The sequence below is a fragment of the Psychrobacter sp. AH5 genome, assembly GCF_040371085.1.
Taxonomy (GTDB): domain Bacteria; phylum Pseudomonadota; class Gammaproteobacteria; order Pseudomonadales; family Moraxellaceae; genus Psychrobacter.
Window position 1 is genome coordinate 1,328,847 of record NZ_JAMBMT010000001.1, and the last position, 16,602, is coordinate 1,345,448.

Below are 16,602 nucleotides of genomic sequence, written 5' to 3' on the forward strand. Positions count from 1 at the left end.
AATGCACGTTATCAACTCTTTGCTAGCTTTAACCAAGCTCAAAACGCTTAATAAGCTAAGCCGCTATAGCGGTTTTGCTGTGCTACTTAGCGTTTGTCTAGGGATTTCTGCTAGCAGCGCCTCTAGCATTCATGCCGCAAACGATAGCGCTCAGTCGCCATGGCAGCAGTTGCAAAATAGCGGTGAGAACCAAGACGTTTATTTCCACACTTGGGGCGGCGATCCACAAATTAACGCCTATATTCAATGGGCAGCGGACGCGCTCAAGGATAAATACAATATTAACTTAGTCCATGTCAAATTAAGCGACACTAGCGAAGCGGTCAGCCGCGTACTGGCTGAAAAATCTGCTAATAATAATCAGCAAGGAAGCGTTGATCTGATTTGGATCAATGGCGCTAACTTTGCCACCATGAGTGACAATGACTTATTATTAAAAGATTGGGCCAGTAACTTACCTAATTTTAAATTAACTGATCCTAAGAATAATCCAGCGGTGACCCTTGATTTTGGGGTGCCGACCCAAGGGATGGAAGCGCCATGGGGACAAGCTTCGCTGACCTTTTATTATGATAGTTTGGCGCTTGATAAGCCGCCAGCTACTTTAAGCGAGCTCGCCAGTTGGACCCAGAAAAATCCTGGCCGTTTCAGTTATCCAAAGCCGCCTGACTTTTTGGGTATGAGCTTTTTGAAATATGCTTTGGTAATACTGCATGAGCAAAACGATGCTGAGACTGGCAGCAATAGCAGAGCGCAGCTCGATCAGCCAGTCACTGAAGCTAATAAAGAGGTAGTACTCAAGCCGCTATGGCAGTTTTTGGATAAGCTGCATCCAAGCCTTTGGCGTGACGGCCAACAGTTCCCACAAAGTGGCGCGCAGATGCGCAGGCTTGTCGATGATACTGAGCTGAGCCTCGCCTTTACCTTCTCAGGTCCTGAAGTACCAGCCGCGGTGCAGCGTTATGACCTACCGCCGAGCATCCGTAGCTATGCTATGCGTGATGGCAGTTTAAGTAACACCCATTTTGTCGCTATTCCCTATAACGCGAGCCACCCTGAGGCAGCGCAATTGGTCGCTAATTTTCTATTAAGCCCCGAGGCGCAAGCGTATAAACAGCAGCCTAGCGTTTGGGGCGATAAAACAGTGTTAGTACCGGCTATGCTAAGCCCAGAGCAGCAAGCACTATTCAAAACGACTAAGCCGCATCCAAGCGCGCTAGCTTTTGATGCCATCAAACGCACGGTTAGTGAGCCGCATCCGAGCTGGGTTGATGCCATTATGCAAGGTTGGCAGACGCGCTACGGAGTCAGCCAATGAGGCCACTAAATGACGAGCCGCAGCACTCTAACGATAAAGACCCAAATACTAAAAAAGTAAATACGGGCAATATTATCTTTTTTAAAACTGACCTATTTACCCGTCTAGTCAGCCTTAGCCCGAAATTTTTACTGCTAATACTGCTACTGCCAGTACTCGGCGGCCTAATCAGTGTACTGCTGCCAGCCTTTGGTTGGATACCGGCTATCGGACAAACTAGCATTGGCCTACAAGGCTTTCAAGCACTAGCGCAAACGCCCGGTCTCAGCCAAATGGTGGCTCTAAGTGTCGGCACGGGACTAATTAGCACTCTGCTGGCTTTTGTCAGTATGCTGATGATATTAGCGGCGTTTTTTAATAGTGTTTGGCTGACGCGTATCGAGCGTTTGCTTAGCCCTATTTTGGTCATTCCTCATGCCGCCGCGGCAATAGCGATTGGCTTTTTAATTGCGCCATCCGGTCTTATTGTGCGATTATTTTCGCCATGGCTTAGCGGTTGGGAGCTAGCGCCGCCGGGGATATTTCCGCACGATCCTTATGGCATCAGCATCATCTTAGGACTGATGCTCAAAGAGCTGCCTTTTTTATTATTAATGTCACTCGGCGTGTTAGCACAGCCGGAGCTTGGTAAAACCCTGCGCCTGAATTATAAAGTCGCGCTAACTCTAGGCTACTATCCTTTTACCGCCTTTTTTAAGGCGGTATTTCCAGTGCTCTATCCGCTACTGCGCCTACCTGTCTTGGCAGTATTGGCTTATGCTAGCGCCAGTGTCGAGATGCCGCTCATTCTAGGACCCAATACGCCGCCTACTTTGGCGGTGACTATCCTGCAATGGTTCAATGATGTTGATTTGAATTTGCGTATCAAGGCCTCAGCCGGTGCCATACTACAGCTAGCAGTCACTGGCGGCTTAATCGCCTTATGGCTCGCTGCTGAAAAAGCGATTAAAGCGCTGTGCCGTCCTGCTTTGATAAATGGGAAGCGCCGCTATATCGATGCTATCTGGCAAAAATTCACTGTTGCCCTAACTGTGGTGATTATCGGCTTTATTATGCTTGCGCTTATTGGTCTAGTGCTGTGGTCAGTAGCAGGCTATTGGCGCTTTCCGGCCGTCTTGCCTGAGCAGCTAGTATTGCTGCACTTTCAAAGCGCTTTTACCCAAATAGGTACGCCATTATTTAACACCTTAGCGCTTGGTGTAGTATCTACCTTCGTTGCGATAATCCTAACCTTGCTATGCTTAGAGGCGGAACAATTAAGGGCTAAATCAATCTCTAGCTTTACTAGCTTGATTATCTATTTACCGCTATTAGTGCCCAGCATTGCTTTTTTATTCGGCCTGGTTTGGCTACAGCAATTATTTAATAATCAAGTGGCGTTTTTAAATGTTGCTTTTACCCATTTATTATTCGTGCTGCCCTATGTGTTTTTGTCGCTTGCTAGTAGTTATCGGCGCTTAGATACGCGCTTCGCTAATGTCGCCGCTAGCCTTGGTGCGCCGCCTAGCAAAGTGTTTTTGCAAGTGAAATTGCCGCAATTATTCGCCCCTATTTTGATCGCTATCGCTTTGGGGTTGGCCATTAGTTTTGGTCAGTATTTGCCAACATTGCTGGCAGGTGGCGGCCGTATCGCTACTATTACCACCGAAGCGGTAACGCTGGCGAATGGCGCAAGTCGGCGTACCAGTGCCGTTTATGCGATTATGCAAATGCTACTGCCGCTGTTTGGTTTTATACTGGCATGGATACTGCCAAAATATTTTTTTCGCAGTGCTAATCGTTAATATTTTGAATGATAAAATTCTGCAGAGATATAATGCTAGGCTAAAGCACTAGCCTACAAAGACTTGACTATGCTCAATAGAAAATAAAATAGATATCTGTTATTAGACGCGAGACTGGGATAAATATTTTTGGCGTGCTGTGTCTACGCTGACAGAGGCTGCAAAATCTTTATTCTAGCCTCGCTGTATCGTGCGTAAGCTGCGACTTTCGCCTAGTACGTTAATTCAATAGTTAAAGATCAGCTCCATAATTAAAATAAAGGGTCTTAAATGCCATCTTCTTTACAGATAAAAGACTTACAGCTTTATCGTCAGGGCGAGCTATTATTAAGCTTAAATGAGCAAGTCCATGGCGGTGAGATTCTGACTATTATGGGGCCCTCTGGTAGTGGCAAATCAAGCTTATTGAACTGGATTACTGGCACTTTAGCCAGTGACTTTAGCGCTACTGGCGAGGTTTGGCTCAATGATAAAAATATCAGTCACCTGCCCACGCACCGGCGTCATATTGGCGTACTTTATCAAGATGCTTTGCTGTTCTCACACTTATCAGTAGCCGGTAATATCGCTTTTGCTATGCCTAAAAAAGATAGCAACAATAACAATAGTAATAAAAAGCAGCGCCTACAAAAAATAGAGCAAGCTCTTGAGCAAGTAGGTCTAAAAGGAATGGCAAAGCGGCATCCGGACAATCTCTCTGGTGGTCAGCAAGCGCGCGTGGCTTTGCTGCGAGTACTGCTGAGCGAGCCGAAAGCCATATTGCTCGATGAGCCTTTTAGTAAGCTCGATACCGAGCTACGATCTGAGGTGCAGCAGTTAGTGTTCACCCAAATACGCAGCCGCAAACTTCCTACCATTATGGTCACGCACGACCATAGCGATGCAGAAGCCGCTGGCGGTAAAATCATTACGCTTAACGATCAAACCACAACAGAGCCAAATTTAAGCAAGCCAAAATAAAAAGCGAAACAATAAACAAGGCAAATACGTGCTGGATAAATACCTAACGCCTATTATAAAACCGATACTAACGCCGCTAGCCGCTAGCCTGCATAAACGCGGCATCACGGCGGATCAGTTGACGCTATTAGGTTTTGTTATTGGCGTATTGGCATTGCCATTATTAGCTTATCAGCTGTGGTTTGGCGCGCTGATTGCTATTATATTGAATCGGATTTTTGATGGCTTAGATGGCGCCCTTGCTCGTTATGCCAAGCAAAGCTCGAGTGCTGGCGGCTACTTAGATATTACCCTCGATTTTTTATTTTATGCCGCTATCCCGCTCGGCTTTATCTTCGCTGATCCAGCACAAAACACTATTGCCGGAGCGCTGTTACTAGCCGCCTTTATCGGTACTGGCTCAAGCTTTTTGGCCTTTGCGATAGCGGCTGAAAAATTTGCATTAGATAAGCCGCAGTTTAAGTATAAGAGCTTTTATTATCTAAATGGGCTGACCGAAGGCACCGAAACTATTGCTTTTTTTATCGCTTTTTGTATTTGGCCTCAGCATTTTGTGCTACTAGCCAGTATCTTTGCCGCGGCTTGCGCCATTACTATCGTGACTCGTATTTATGGCGGTTATCAGACTTTGAGACGCTTTGAAGCTAAGTAATACAGGCGCACGATTATCTTAAAAATAAAACATTTATATCAAATTATTAAACGCTAGTTATCAGCTTATCGCGCTTTAAACCGACCGATCTCAGCTTGCCTTTATCATCGACCTCTTTGACCACCAATGACCACTCGTTATTGATAGCGACAGTGTCGCCTGATACTGGCGCGGTCTCTAAGCTGGCTTTGACATATTCGGCGACTGTTTTTTGCCATAAACTTGGCGCGTTATCAGGCTTGGATCGAAGCTTGGCGGTCAGTGAGGTGGAGCTCATGACATCCTTAGAAAAAGGTAGATCTTCAAGCTTAGCGCTAGGCGACAATAACCAGTCGCCATAAAAGTCATCGATGGTTTTGCGATCAATAGTGATATCATTAAAAATCCGCGCAATTTGAGCCGCATGATTACCGCGCATAGCGTACCAAACCCTATCGCCGCATTTAAGCTTAGTCTCTTCATCGACGATGACTATTTTTTGATTACGTATCAAAGCAAAAATACTAATCTCATCGGGACTTATGCGCATAGAGATACCTTTGGGATGACGGCCAATAGCAAAAGCTCCTGGCTTGACCTCAAACTCATAAAGGGTAATGCTGGCTTTATCCGATACCCAAACCTCATGCTCTGCTTCTGGATCTTTATTATTAGGAATGCGCACTTTAAATAAATTAGCCATAAACGGAATGGTTGTTCCTTGCAACACTAATGATAGCACCACTACCCCAAAAGCCACATCAAAGAGCATAAATGCCCCATCGACGCCGGCCATCACTGGCAAAATCGCTAAGGTAATCGGTACGGCGCCGCGCAAGCCTACCCAAGAGATAAAGCCAACTTCTCTATCCTTAAACCTAAAAGGTTTGACGCTACTATAGACAGCAAGAGGACGGGCAATAAGGATCATAAAGGCGGTAATCGCTACCGAATAAGGCCAGACATCGATAACGTTCGACGGCGTCACTAGCAGTCCTAATACCACAAATAACACCGCTTGCGATAACCAAGCAAAGCTATCCATCACCCGCATTACATGCTCTGTGGCTCGTACTTTATAGTTGCCGATTAGCACCCCAGTTAGATACGCCGCCAAAAAACCACTACCGCCTATCAAGTTGGTCGCAGCAAACACTGACAAGCCTGCCGACAGTATCAAAATGGCGTACATGCCTTCTGCCAGATGCACTTTTGGCAGCAGCCTAGCCAATAGATAACCGAACAGCAGTCCCATGCCCAAACCAAAGCCTAGCTGCTGTAATAGCAATCCCAAAAATCCGAACAGCGTCTGACCGGCAGGATCGACATTTAGGGCAATCAAGCCTGTGACCAAAAGTATCGCTAGCGGATCGTTAGCCCCAGATTCCAATTCTAGCGTGGCCTGTACCCGATCATTGAGCTTGACGCCGCCATTACGCAGTAAGGAGAATACCGCCGCAGCATCGGTGGAGCCGACGATAGCTGCCATCAACAGGCCAATACGCCAATCGACATCGAGTAGCCAAGTGACAAACACGCCCAATACCAATACTGTCGCCAATACGCCCCAAGTGGCCAAAGTGACTGCTGGCTTGAGTCCGACTCGAAAGGATTTAAAGGAAGTGCGTAGACCGCCATCAAGCAAGATACAGGCCAATGCCGCTTGCCCGACAAAGTTAGCAAGCGCATATTGTGAGAATTCAATGCCCAAAAGGCCTTCTTCGCCTGCCAGCATGCCCACTACCAAAAACAATAGTAATAACGGTACGCCCAAACGTGCCGATAAGGTACTCGCCATAATGCTAGCAAATATCAATAACGCCCCTACTAAATAGAGGATATTTAGGGTATCCATTTTTTAATCCTATATGAATGCTGATCGCAGTGTGTTTGCTGATCAAAGCTGACAACTTGCCGCCTATTGACTCGTAGTAGCTGGTAGTAGCTGGCACTTCGCTAAATGCCTAGGATTATAACCTACCCTATCGCCTCTGATGACAATAGTTTGTGCAAAAGCTGTTTGGGAATTAACCATAAACTTAAAAACCGCAAAACAAAAATTACCACTAAAATTTAGACGCAGTATAGCTCTAAGGGTAAAGCGCTACAGGATTTTTACTATGGTTTATGACAAAGTCTGAAAATTTAGGATATGGGCTAGAAGCAAACATTAATGCTTAGGTAGAGAGTCGCGCTTTATCTTAATACTTCAAGACGGACAGCGCTTTGAGGCCAGCTTTGGCAATCTGCACATCTTCACTACCATGCGCGCCGCCGACTCCAATACCGCCAACCACCACACCGTCAATATAAATCTGCACGCCGCCTGCTAGTATTAGCATGTTTTCATCTAAATATCTAACATCAGCGCCGATACTACCGTCTTTTACGCCTTGGGCGATCACTGCTGTTTCTCTTTTTTGTGAATTAGCCGTGTAGGCTTTTTTATAACTGGAGCGAATAGTATGGACGCCGGCTTGATGGTCTCTGAGCATAGCTAGAGTTTGTCCTGAGCGATCGACTATGGTTATCGATACTTTAAACTGGTTTTTATTAGCTTCTATGACGGCAGCATTGATAATGCTATGCGCCATCGCGCCCGTGAGTATAGGGATGTTGACTACCAAAGGGTTGGCAGCTTGCATAGCAGCTAAGTTGGGATCAGCGATAAAATCGTGATCGATAGGCGCGATAGGATTGCAGACAGGGCTTAATACTTTAGACATATTCATTCTTCCATAAATGATGAATTGTTAATCTATCGTAATTTGACTATTTTCTACAGCTAAATTTACAATTAATTCTTCATTAATTTTATGCTCTATCTAAACTTTTGCTCATAGTATAAAAACTACAGCTCCCCTGCGAACTGATAGCGATCGCCTGCATGCCACATTTTTACCACCGTTAGTACTTTGCCAGCCGAATAAGTCTGGCGCTGTAGCATTAAAGTGGGCGAATCTATGGCTATCTGCAACCCCTCCGCGATGTCCTTAGGAGCCGCTAGCGCTTGAATGGTATAACTACCCCGCTCAAGCGGTATCTGCTCAATCAGATAATCGCTAGTATTGACCCTAGTAAAATCTTGTTCAATAAACTCAGGCAATTGCCGCGCATCTACCCAGCGCTCCTCAAACTGTATAGGCAGACCATCAGCAAGATGAATGATTTTTACCTCATATAATAGCGCTATATCATGATCGGCTGGCACCGGCTTTGAGGCGATCCCAAACTTAACGCCTAACTCTTTATAAATTACGGTGTAGCTCCCTTGGCGCTGTTGTTGATCGCTATCTCCCTTTAGCATGGCTAGAGTAATACGGCGTTTGCTAATGACTTTGGCTTGATAATCACGATTGGCTGATTTTAGGTCTTCAGCGATATTACGCACCTCGATAAAGGTATGGTTAAACTGCTGCTGCGCCACAAAGGTGCCAGAGCCTTGACGACGCTCCAATACCCGCTCCTCGCTCAGCTCTTTTAGCGCTCGATTGACGGTCATGCGCGATACGCCAAACTGTTCAGCTAGTGCCATTTCGGTGGAGATGGCCTCGCCTGCTTGCCATTCACCGCTATGAATATTATCCAAAATTGCGTTTTTTATCAGCTGATACGCTGGAATTTTTTTATCTTTTACCATTTTTACCTCAGTTTTATCCATTAGCTGATATCGCTACCTATTAGCAAAGCCGCCTCATAATATCATGAGCCTAGAAATAATTATAAAAATCGCTTGCAAGATAAAATCATCTTTGATAATTTGTATATACAACTTACTTATACCATTATTTTGACTCTTATCAAAACCTCTTTTTAGATAATCATAAGGATTAATGATGACTAATCAATCAGCACCGCACGCCACCTTTACCCGCCGTGATGACAGCCGTGAGATCGCAGCGCCCACTGGCAGCGAGCTACATTGCAAAAGCTGGCTGACCGAAGCGCCGTTTCGTATGCTACAAAACAACTTGCACCCCGATGTTGCAGAAAACCCAAAGAGCCTCGTGGTCTATGGCGGTATTGGCCGCGCCGCGCGTAATTGGGAGAGCTATGATCAAATTCTAGAATCTTTGAAAGAGTTAGAGGATGATGAAACTTTACTGGTGCAATCCGGCAAACCAGTCGGCGTGTTTAAAACCCATGAAGATGCGCCGCGGGTATTAATCGCTAACTCCAACCTAGTGCCGCGCTGGGCCACATGGGAGCACTTTAATGAGCTCGATCGCAAAGACTTAATGATGTACGGGCAAATGACGGCGGGCAGCTGGATCTATATCGGCACCCAAGGCATCGTGCAAGGCACTTATGAGACCTTTGTCGAGGCGGGTCGTCAGCATTATGATGGTGATTGGAGTGGTCGCTGGATCTTGACCGCAGGTCTCGGCGGTATGGGCGGCGCGCAGCCATTAGCGGCAACTTTCGCTGGCGCGGTCTCCTTAAACATCGAATGCCAACAGTCCAGTATTGATTTTCGGTTGCGTACCGGCTATGTCGATAAGCAAGCCGATGATCTCGATCACGCTTATGAGCTGATCAAGCAGCATACTGATGCAGGGGATGCGGTATCAATTGCCCTACTCGGTAATGCCGCCGATATCTTGCCTGAGATGGTCAAGCGCGCGAAAGCTGGCGCTATAAAGCCCGATTTAGTTACTGATCAAACCTCGGCTCACGACTTAATCAACGGTTATCTACCAAGTGGCTGGACGGTTGAAGAGTGGAGGTCGGCGCAAGAGGATGCTCGCCAGCATGAAGCCTTGACCAAAGCCGCTGCCAAGTCGTGTGCGCGACATGTACAAGCTATCTTGGACTTGCAAGCGATGGGCATTCCAGCGACCGATTATGGTAACAATATTCGTCAAGTCGCCTTTGATGAAGGGGTCAAAAACGCCTTTGATTTCCCAGGATTTGTGCCCGCTTATATCCGTCCGCTATTCTGCCAAGGTAAAGGGCCGTTTCGCTGGGTGGCGCTCTCAGGTGATCCAGAAGACATCTATAAGACCGATCAAAAGATCAAAGAGCTATTCCCTGAAAATAAGCATATCCACCGCTGGCTAGATATGGCAAAAGAGCGTATTCAGTTCCAAGGTTTGCCTGCCCGTATTTGCTGGCTTGGGCTCGGTGAGCGCGATAAAGCGGGTCTGGCGTTTAATGAGATGGTCAAAAACGGCGAGCTTAAAGGTCCTATCGTCATCGGCCGTGATCATCTAGATACTGGTTCGGTCGCTAGCCCTAACCGTGAGACTGAAAGCATGAAAGATGGCACCGATGCCGTATCAGATTGGGCGCTATTGAACGCTATGCTTAACGTGGCAGGCGGCGCCACTTGGGTCTCCTTGCATCACGGCGGCGGCGTCGGTATGGGCTACTCGCAGCATTCTGGCATGGTTATCGTCGCTGATGGCACTGACGCGGCAGCCAAACGTTTAGCGCGGGTACTGGTCAATGATTGCGGCTCAGGGGTGATGCGCCACGCTGACGCCGGCTACGAGCTTGCGATAAAAACTGCTCAAGACTATGGTTTGAATTTGCCAATGATTGAGTAGTTTTAGTTTAGTAAAACTATACTGCAAAACTTTCTCACGCTTATTAAAGATATCTAAAAATCATTAGGACTACCGTCATGACGACCCCCAACACAAAAGCTATAAAACAGATGACCCTAAACCCGCGCCAGCTAAGTATGGCGATGCTTCGTGATATTTATGATCATCCCGTCACCCTAACCCTGCCTGACAGCGCCTATGACGCCATTGACGCCTCACACGAAGACGTGCGTACTATCATTGCGCGCGATAAAAGCGCTTATGGCATTAACACCGGCTTTGGTTTACTGGCCAAAACTCGCATTAGCGATGATCAGCTAGAATTATTGCAGCGTAATCTAATCGTTTCGCATTCGGTTGGTACTGGTGACTCCTTGCCAGCCGACGTAGTACGTTTGGTTATGGTAATGAAAGTCGCAAGCCTTGCGCAAGGGGTCTCAGGGGTGCGCCGCCTTGTTGTCGATAGCTTACTGGCGCTGATTAATAACCAAATCACCCCGCATATCCCAGCCAAAGGCTCAGTTGGCGCCTCAGGGGATTTAGCGCCCTTATCGCATATGACTCTGACGATGATGGGAGAAGGTCATGCGTATGTTCAGGGAGAAAAAATCCTCGCCGCCGATGCGTTGGCTCAGCACGGACTTGAGCCTATTACTTTGGCAGCCAAAGAAGGGCTAGCGCTCATCAATGGTACGCAAGTCTCCACCGCCTTAGCGCTACGCGGTTATTTCCACGCGCGCGACTTACTGGAGAGCGCAACTATCGTCGGCTCGTTGTCTATCGATGCCGCCAAAGGCTCAGATGCGCCTTTTGATGCGCGTATTCATGAAGTACGCGGTCATCATGGCCAGATTCAGATCGCGCAAGCGCATAGAAGCCTAATCAGAGGTAGCGAGATTCGCGCCTCACATGATGGCGAGCAAGACGATCGCGTACAAGACCCGTATTGCTTGCGTTGTCAGCCACAAGTGATGGGCGCTTGCCTTGATATCATCAATCAAGCTGGTCAAACTTTATTAATTGAAGCCAATGCGGTCACTGATAATCCGCTTATCTTCAATAATGAAGACGGCCCGGTGGCGATCTCTGGCGGCAACTTCCATGCCGAGCCAGTGGCTTTTGCCGCTGACATCTTGGCTCTAGCAATTGCTGAGATTGGTTCGATGTCTGAGCGCCGCGTGGCCCTGCTTATTGATGCCACTTTATCAGCCGGTTTGCCGCCATTTTTGGTTGAGAACGCTGGGGTCAATTCTGGCTTTATGATTGCGCATGTGACCGCCGCGGCCTTGGCGTCAGAAAATAAGTCTATGGCGCATCCAGGCAGTGTCGATAGTATCCCAACCTCCGCTAACCAAGAAGATCACGTGTCAATGGCGACTTATTGCGCGCGCCGACTGTACGAGATGGTACAAAACACTGCCACCATCATCGGTATTGAGCTACTAGCAGCTGGTCAAGGTATTGATTTTCGTGGCGACTTGCAAACCTCCAAACCCTTACAAACGGCTCATAATACCTTGCGAGATAAGGTAAGCTTTTATGACAAAGATCGCTATCTTGCCCCTGATATCGAAGCGGCAAAACAGCTAGTATTAACGCGGGCATTGAGCAATCATTGGCAGGACTTGCGCGCCGATTGGTATTTGTCTCAGTAGCAACTCATCAAGGAGCGCCATCATGACAGCCACAACTGTAGAGCACGCTAAAGCCGATATGAGCCTATGGACAGGACGTGTAGAGCCGTTTGAGACTGCGCGTGCCCGCTATTGGTATCAGCTTGCTCAGCCTTATGCTTTTGATAAAGCAGCTCAGCGTATCGGCCAGCGTATTGGACTGGTAGGCTTCGCTTGCGATCAAGGGGTGCGCCGCAATCAAGGCCGCGTTGGAGCTAGAATGTCGCCGCCACTGCTACGTAGCACTTTTGCAAAGCTGCCAGTCATTAGCGAGATTCAAGATCGTTTTGCAGATGAGCTGCCAACCTTGTTAGGCGACGCCGGCGACATTCATTGTCACGATAATGATGATTTTGCCGATCAGCTACTTGAGCAAGCGCAGCAGCAATACGCTGATGTAGTCACTGATGTCATCAAGCAAGATAGCTTAGCTATTGGTTTGGGCGGCGGTCACGCTATGGCCTATGGTAGTTTTTTGGGCTTATGGCAGGCGCTTAATCTAAGCCCTAACAGCGCGGCTCATGCGCCAATGCCGACGATTGGCATTATTAATTTTGATGCGCACCTTGATATTCGTGCATCCAATGTCGCCACTTCCGGCACCCCTTTTCGCCAAATCGCTGAGCACTTACAGCAGCATAACCATCCGTTTCATTATTGCTGTATTGGCGTTAGCCGTCTATCAAACACTGCTGCTCTATTCGATCGCGCTGAGCAATTAGGGGTTCAGGTTATAAGTGATGAGGACTGCCATCATAAAAAATGGAAAAAGCTGGCAGCGCAAATTGAGAGCTTTATCGAGCAAGTCGATATTATTTATCTGACCATTGACATGGACTGTCTGCCAGCCAGCGTAGTACCTGGTGTTAGTGCGCCAGCGGCCTACGGTATTGAGCTTAGCTTTGTAGAGCGCGCGGTCAAATTAATAATGGCATCCGCTAAAGTAAAAATGGCCGATATCGCTGAGATTAATCCGACTTATGATAGTGATGGGCGTAGTTGCAAAGTTGCTGCGCTACTACTGGCGACGATTATTGAGCGGCATCTACTTCAATCATAACCTCTAAAGACTTAAATTAGCATTAGGTGTAGGATGCTTTTTAGGCCCTTTTAAGACATGAGAAATACATAGAGTAGTTTTGAGCAAAACATATTATTAAAATTTTAGTTTAAATCTGCATGGAATGCAGTCTATAGTTAATCCTAAATGAAAAGAATACAGCTATGCCAGCGTGCTACTGGTATAAATTTTCCTTGCGTGCTGCGTTCCCAGAGGCTGCGCAAAATTCATCCCAGTAGCACTGTGTTTGTTTTAGAGTGCATCGACTATACAACAGTTCACCCTGTTACCAACAAAATCACTTCTACTTAAATAAATTTAAGCTCATTTTCTGTAAAATAATCAGGAGCACAACATGACGACTTCTAACGCTCAAAGCTCTACAAAATCGGTAACAATGACCGACTTTGATAGCATTATTATCAATGCTAATTTGGCTACTTTTTCAGCGGATTACGGCTTTGATATTTATGCTAATGCTGATACGAATGCTGATAGAACGCCTTATGGACAATTGCACAACGCTGCTATCGGCATTAAAGCGGACAAAATCGCTTGGATTGGCTCAAATAATGAGATGGCTGAGCATGTTGCCAACTATAAAGAGGAGCAAATCAAAGACGCTAATAACGGTTGGATAACGCCGGGTCTAATCGATTGTCATACACATCTAGTCTATGCTGGCAACCGTAGCAACGAGTTTGAGGCGCGCCTGCACGGGGCAAGCTACCAACAGATCGCCGAACAAGGCGGCGGCATCGTAGCGTCAGTCAATGCTACTCGTCAGGCTAGCGAGGAGGAGCTATTTGTACAAAGTGAAAAGCGGCTACTGGCGCTCATGCGCGAAGGCGTAACCAGTATCGAGATCAAATCCGGGTATGGTCTTGATCTAGAGAGCGAGCGCAAAATGCTCACGGTCGCGCGTCAGCTTGGTAAAAAACATAATATCCATGTCAGTACCAGTTATCTTGCCGCGCATGCCTTGCCACCAGAGTATAAAGAGCGTGCTGATAAGTATATCGAGCAGGTTTGTACGTGGTTGCCGATACTGCATAGTGAAGGGTTGGTCGATGCCGTCGATGGCTTTTGTGAAGGTATCGCCTTTAGTAGCGAGCAAATCAAGCGCGTCTTTGAGGTAGCGCGCGCGCTTGATCTACCCGTCAAATTGCACTCAGAGCAGCTCTCCAATATAGGCGCTAGCGCTTTGGTTGCAGACTTTAAAGGCTTATCGAGCGATCATTTAGAGCACTTATCAGAAGCTGATATCAAGAAGATGGCAGCAAGTAACACCGTAGCGGTACTACTGCCAGGAGCCTTCTATACCTTACGTGATACCAAGCTGCCCCCTATTGAGGCTCTTCGCCAGCATCAAGTGTCTATGGCGATCTCTACCGATTGCAATCCCGGTACCTCACCTATGACCTCCCTGCTACTAGCGATGAATATGGGCTGTACTTTATTTTATTTAACCACCGAAGAGGTGCTAGCGGGAGCAACGGTTTATGCCGCGCAAGCATTGGGCCTCACTCAAAAAGGTAAAATAGCAGTGGGCTGTGACGCTGATTTGGTATTGTGGGATATCGCCCGCCCTGCGGATCTGGCTTATCAGATCGGACTTAACCCTATCCTAGCGACTATGTATCATGGCCAATGGCGCTAGTTGTTAGACATTTGACTTATTGCTTAGGTCCTATTAAAGACAATAAACCCTTTGATACTATCGTTAAATAGCGCTAAGGGGCTTAGTTTATGCCTAGCAGTTTAGCTAAAACCACTACTCTGCAATCTCTTCCTCAACAGCTTCTAGGTTCGCCTGTTGATACTGCGCTTGCTCAATCATTGAGAGATATACCGCCTTATTGTTAGGCAGTGCACTGTAGATCATCTTTCCAATCGCAGTACCATTACCCTCTTTATAATACTGCATCAGCTCGCGTCCATACTCCCGTATATCGACGCTATTGCTAGCATTAGGGATTTGTTTATCCGCTGGCAAGTTCGGAAACGCGACGGCCGAAGATACTGGCATATACTGCTGCAACACATCTATGGTCATGCCTTTGGCAGCCTTCTGACTATCTGCATATTGGTTACGTTGATGCTGCCACTGTATTTGCCCGCGTTGGTTTAGGCCATATAGCAGCTGGATAGTAGGCGGCGGCGGGTTAGCTACTACCTCTTCTTCACTATCAGGGCGTGACGAGGCGCTCATTACCTCGCTGACTAAATTATCCGCCTGACGATCAGTAATCTTCTTCATCACCGCTAATGCTTGCTGCACCAATACTTTGCTAGTGAGGTTCGTCGCATCTAGCCGCGGATCGCTTGGCTCATCAGGAGGGTTGTTTTTTATCAGCTCAGGATATTGATTGGTTATAAGCTCATAAAAGATGCTGATGTAATCTTTATAAAATTGCTCGTAGCTCTCAGCGCTTTGGATACGGCGAACGATTTGTTTGGTGGGTAGCATCGTCATGGCATTGAGCTGCGATGCGGGCAGTTTCGGTGATAGTGCTGCTAAACGGGTAGGCGCAATATAGTCAAACTGAGTGAGTGGCGCGGCTTCATAAGTCCGATCTAACGCCTCAAAGTGCGCCTTAATCACGGCGCTACCAAAGCCTTTGGGTAGGCTGCCATCATCAATAGCCAAGCGCAGCCATTTATTTTGCCACTGGGTGCCAAGCTTATCATCGGCAAACTCAGAGGTCAGTAGCGCAAAGTTATCTGCCCAAAGATAGATATTGCCAGTCTTAAAATCGACATAAATAGGCTGGTTCACGCTAGTATGATTATTACGGGCCTGATACTGAGCGCTCATTAGCATCGTAAACCTGCCAGCTAACGGCTGATAAACGCCTTGGGCGTTAATGGATAACGGCTTGAGCAAATACGCATCAAGTAATTGCGCTTTTTTGATATCTAGCGCTGTTGATTTGTTTTCATAATCATCAAACAGCTGCTGATAATAAGGGCTTACGTTTTGAGGAGGGCTTATACTCTCGCTATCCTCATAACCATACTCATCATAGTGGTAGCGTTGTTCCTCTTCATATCGATTAGCGTCCCACGCTTGATAGGCGGCAGCACATTTTAAGTAAGCGTTTTTTAATGAGTCACGCTCAGCTGCGAGCTGTCCTGCAGAAACGTCTAAACTCTGCGCTTGTGCTTGCGCGATTATCTCAGCATAAGCGTTATCATGAGTGTCTTCACAGTAGCTCTCGACGCTCTCAGCAGCTACCAGTTGACTCTTGTCAATAGCGGTAAATTGTTGCTCGTTACTAATCTCAATATTGCTATGATAGCTAAACGAGCTACGGCGCTGCTTTTGTAGCGCGGCGCTCAAGGTAGACTTTGCCGCACTTTGGCTAGCACTGCTATTGGCTGCTAAGCGCTCATTACTGGTTAAACTTGCTGTGGTTGATTGACAGCCAACCAGCGCTGCACTGCTGACTAGTAACAAGCTACCAACAAGCGAGCGCTTGGTCGTTATAGCCCTTGAAGATAACGGTGAAGCCAAGAGCTTGAGTTTGAATTTACGGTTCATTTTTTATCCTTAAAATCTAAATCTTGAGGTGAGATTTGACATAAGCGCCAGCTTTTATTTAGCCTCAGTATTTAACAGCTACT

Annotated in this window: 12 protein-coding genes; 8 read left to right on the forward strand and 4 right to left on the reverse strand. The window is 47.0% G+C overall.

Features of this window, described 5'->3' with window-relative positions:
• The first annotated feature begins 1 nt into the window (after position 1).
• The 4 genes from M0N77_RS05545 to M0N77_RS05560 all read left to right on the forward strand — a co-directional run bounded on the left by M0N77_RS05545 (position 2) and on the right by M0N77_RS05560 (position 4,714).
• Entirely contained in the window at positions 2-1,318 is a 1,317-nt protein-coding gene (locus tag M0N77_RS05545) for an ABC transporter substrate-binding protein (RefSeq protein WP_353104254.1), read from the forward strand.
• A complete protein-coding gene (locus M0N77_RS05550; protein ID WP_353104255.1) occupies positions 1,315-3,102 on the forward strand; it encodes an ABC transporter permease subunit in 1,788 nt (595 codons plus the stop codon). Before M0N77_RS05545 ends, M0N77_RS05550 begins: the two co-directional genes overlap by 4 nt.
• A gap of 270 nt (positions 3,103-3,372) precedes the next feature.
• Entirely contained in the window at positions 3,373-4,062 is a 690-nt protein-coding gene (locus M0N77_RS05555; RefSeq protein WP_353104256.1) for an ATP-binding cassette domain-containing protein, read from the forward strand.
• A 28-nt stretch (positions 4,063-4,090) separates the two neighbouring features.
• Positions 4,091-4,714, forward strand: coding sequence for a CDP-alcohol phosphatidyltransferase family protein (locus M0N77_RS05560; RefSeq protein ID WP_353104257.1), 624 nt, complete (start codon positions 4,091-4,093; stop codon positions 4,712-4,714).
• A 46-nt stretch (positions 4,715-4,760) separates the two neighbouring features.
• Here the strand turns inward: M0N77_RS05560 and M0N77_RS05565 are convergent, their stop codons facing one another.
• The 3 genes from M0N77_RS05565 to M0N77_RS05575 form a co-directional block, all read right to left on the reverse strand.
• Positions 4,761-6,548 carry a potassium/proton antiporter gene (locus M0N77_RS05565; RefSeq protein WP_353104258.1) on the reverse strand — a complete coding sequence of 596 codons (1,788 nt, stop codon included), beginning with the start codon at positions 6,546-6,548 and terminating at the stop codon, positions 4,761-4,763.
• A gap of 346 nt (positions 6,549-6,894) precedes the next feature.
• On the reverse strand, positions 6,895-7,419 hold the full coding sequence (locus tag M0N77_RS05570) for a heme-binding protein (protein WP_353104259.1): 525 nt from the start codon (positions 7,417-7,419) through the stop codon (positions 6,895-6,897).
• A gap of 125 nt (positions 7,420-7,544) precedes the next feature.
• The gene (locus tag M0N77_RS05575) at positions 7,545-8,354 is read right to left on the reverse strand and encodes a UTRA domain-containing protein (protein ID WP_353104260.1); all 810 of its coding nucleotides are present in this window, start codon (positions 8,352-8,354) and stop codon (positions 7,545-7,547) included.
• A gap of 175 nt (positions 8,355-8,529) precedes the next feature.
• On the opposite strand from M0N77_RS05575, the gene hutU reads away from it, so the two are divergent.
• From hutU to hutI, 4 genes are all read left to right on the forward strand, one after another.
• Entirely contained in the window at positions 8,530-10,242 is a 1,713-nt protein-coding gene (hutU, locus tag M0N77_RS05580) for a urocanate hydratase (RefSeq protein ID WP_353104261.1), read from the forward strand.
• A 77-nt stretch (positions 10,243-10,319) separates the two neighbouring features.
• Entirely contained in the window at positions 10,320-11,897 is a 1,578-nt protein-coding gene (hutH, locus tag M0N77_RS05585; protein ID WP_353104262.1) for a histidine ammonia-lyase, read from the forward strand.
• A gap of 22 nt (positions 11,898-11,919) precedes the next feature.
• Positions 11,920-12,975: a formimidoylglutamase gene (gene hutG / locus M0N77_RS05590; RefSeq protein WP_353104263.1), complete on the forward strand. Its 1,056-nt coding sequence runs from the start codon at positions 11,920-11,922 to the stop codon at positions 12,973-12,975.
• Between the two features lie 355 nt (positions 12,976-13,330).
• Positions 13,331-14,635, forward strand: coding sequence for an imidazolonepropionase (gene hutI, locus M0N77_RS05595; protein WP_353104264.1), 1,305 nt, complete (start codon positions 13,331-13,333; stop codon positions 14,633-14,635).
• 114 nt (positions 14,636-14,749) lie between these two features.
• On the opposite strand, the gene M0N77_RS05600 is transcribed toward hutI, so the two are convergent.
• Positions 14,750-16,519: a hypothetical protein gene (locus M0N77_RS05600; RefSeq protein ID WP_353104265.1), complete on the reverse strand. Its 1,770-nt coding sequence runs from the start codon at positions 16,517-16,519 to the stop codon at positions 14,750-14,752.
• Between the last annotated feature and the right edge of the window lie 83 nt (positions 16,520-16,602).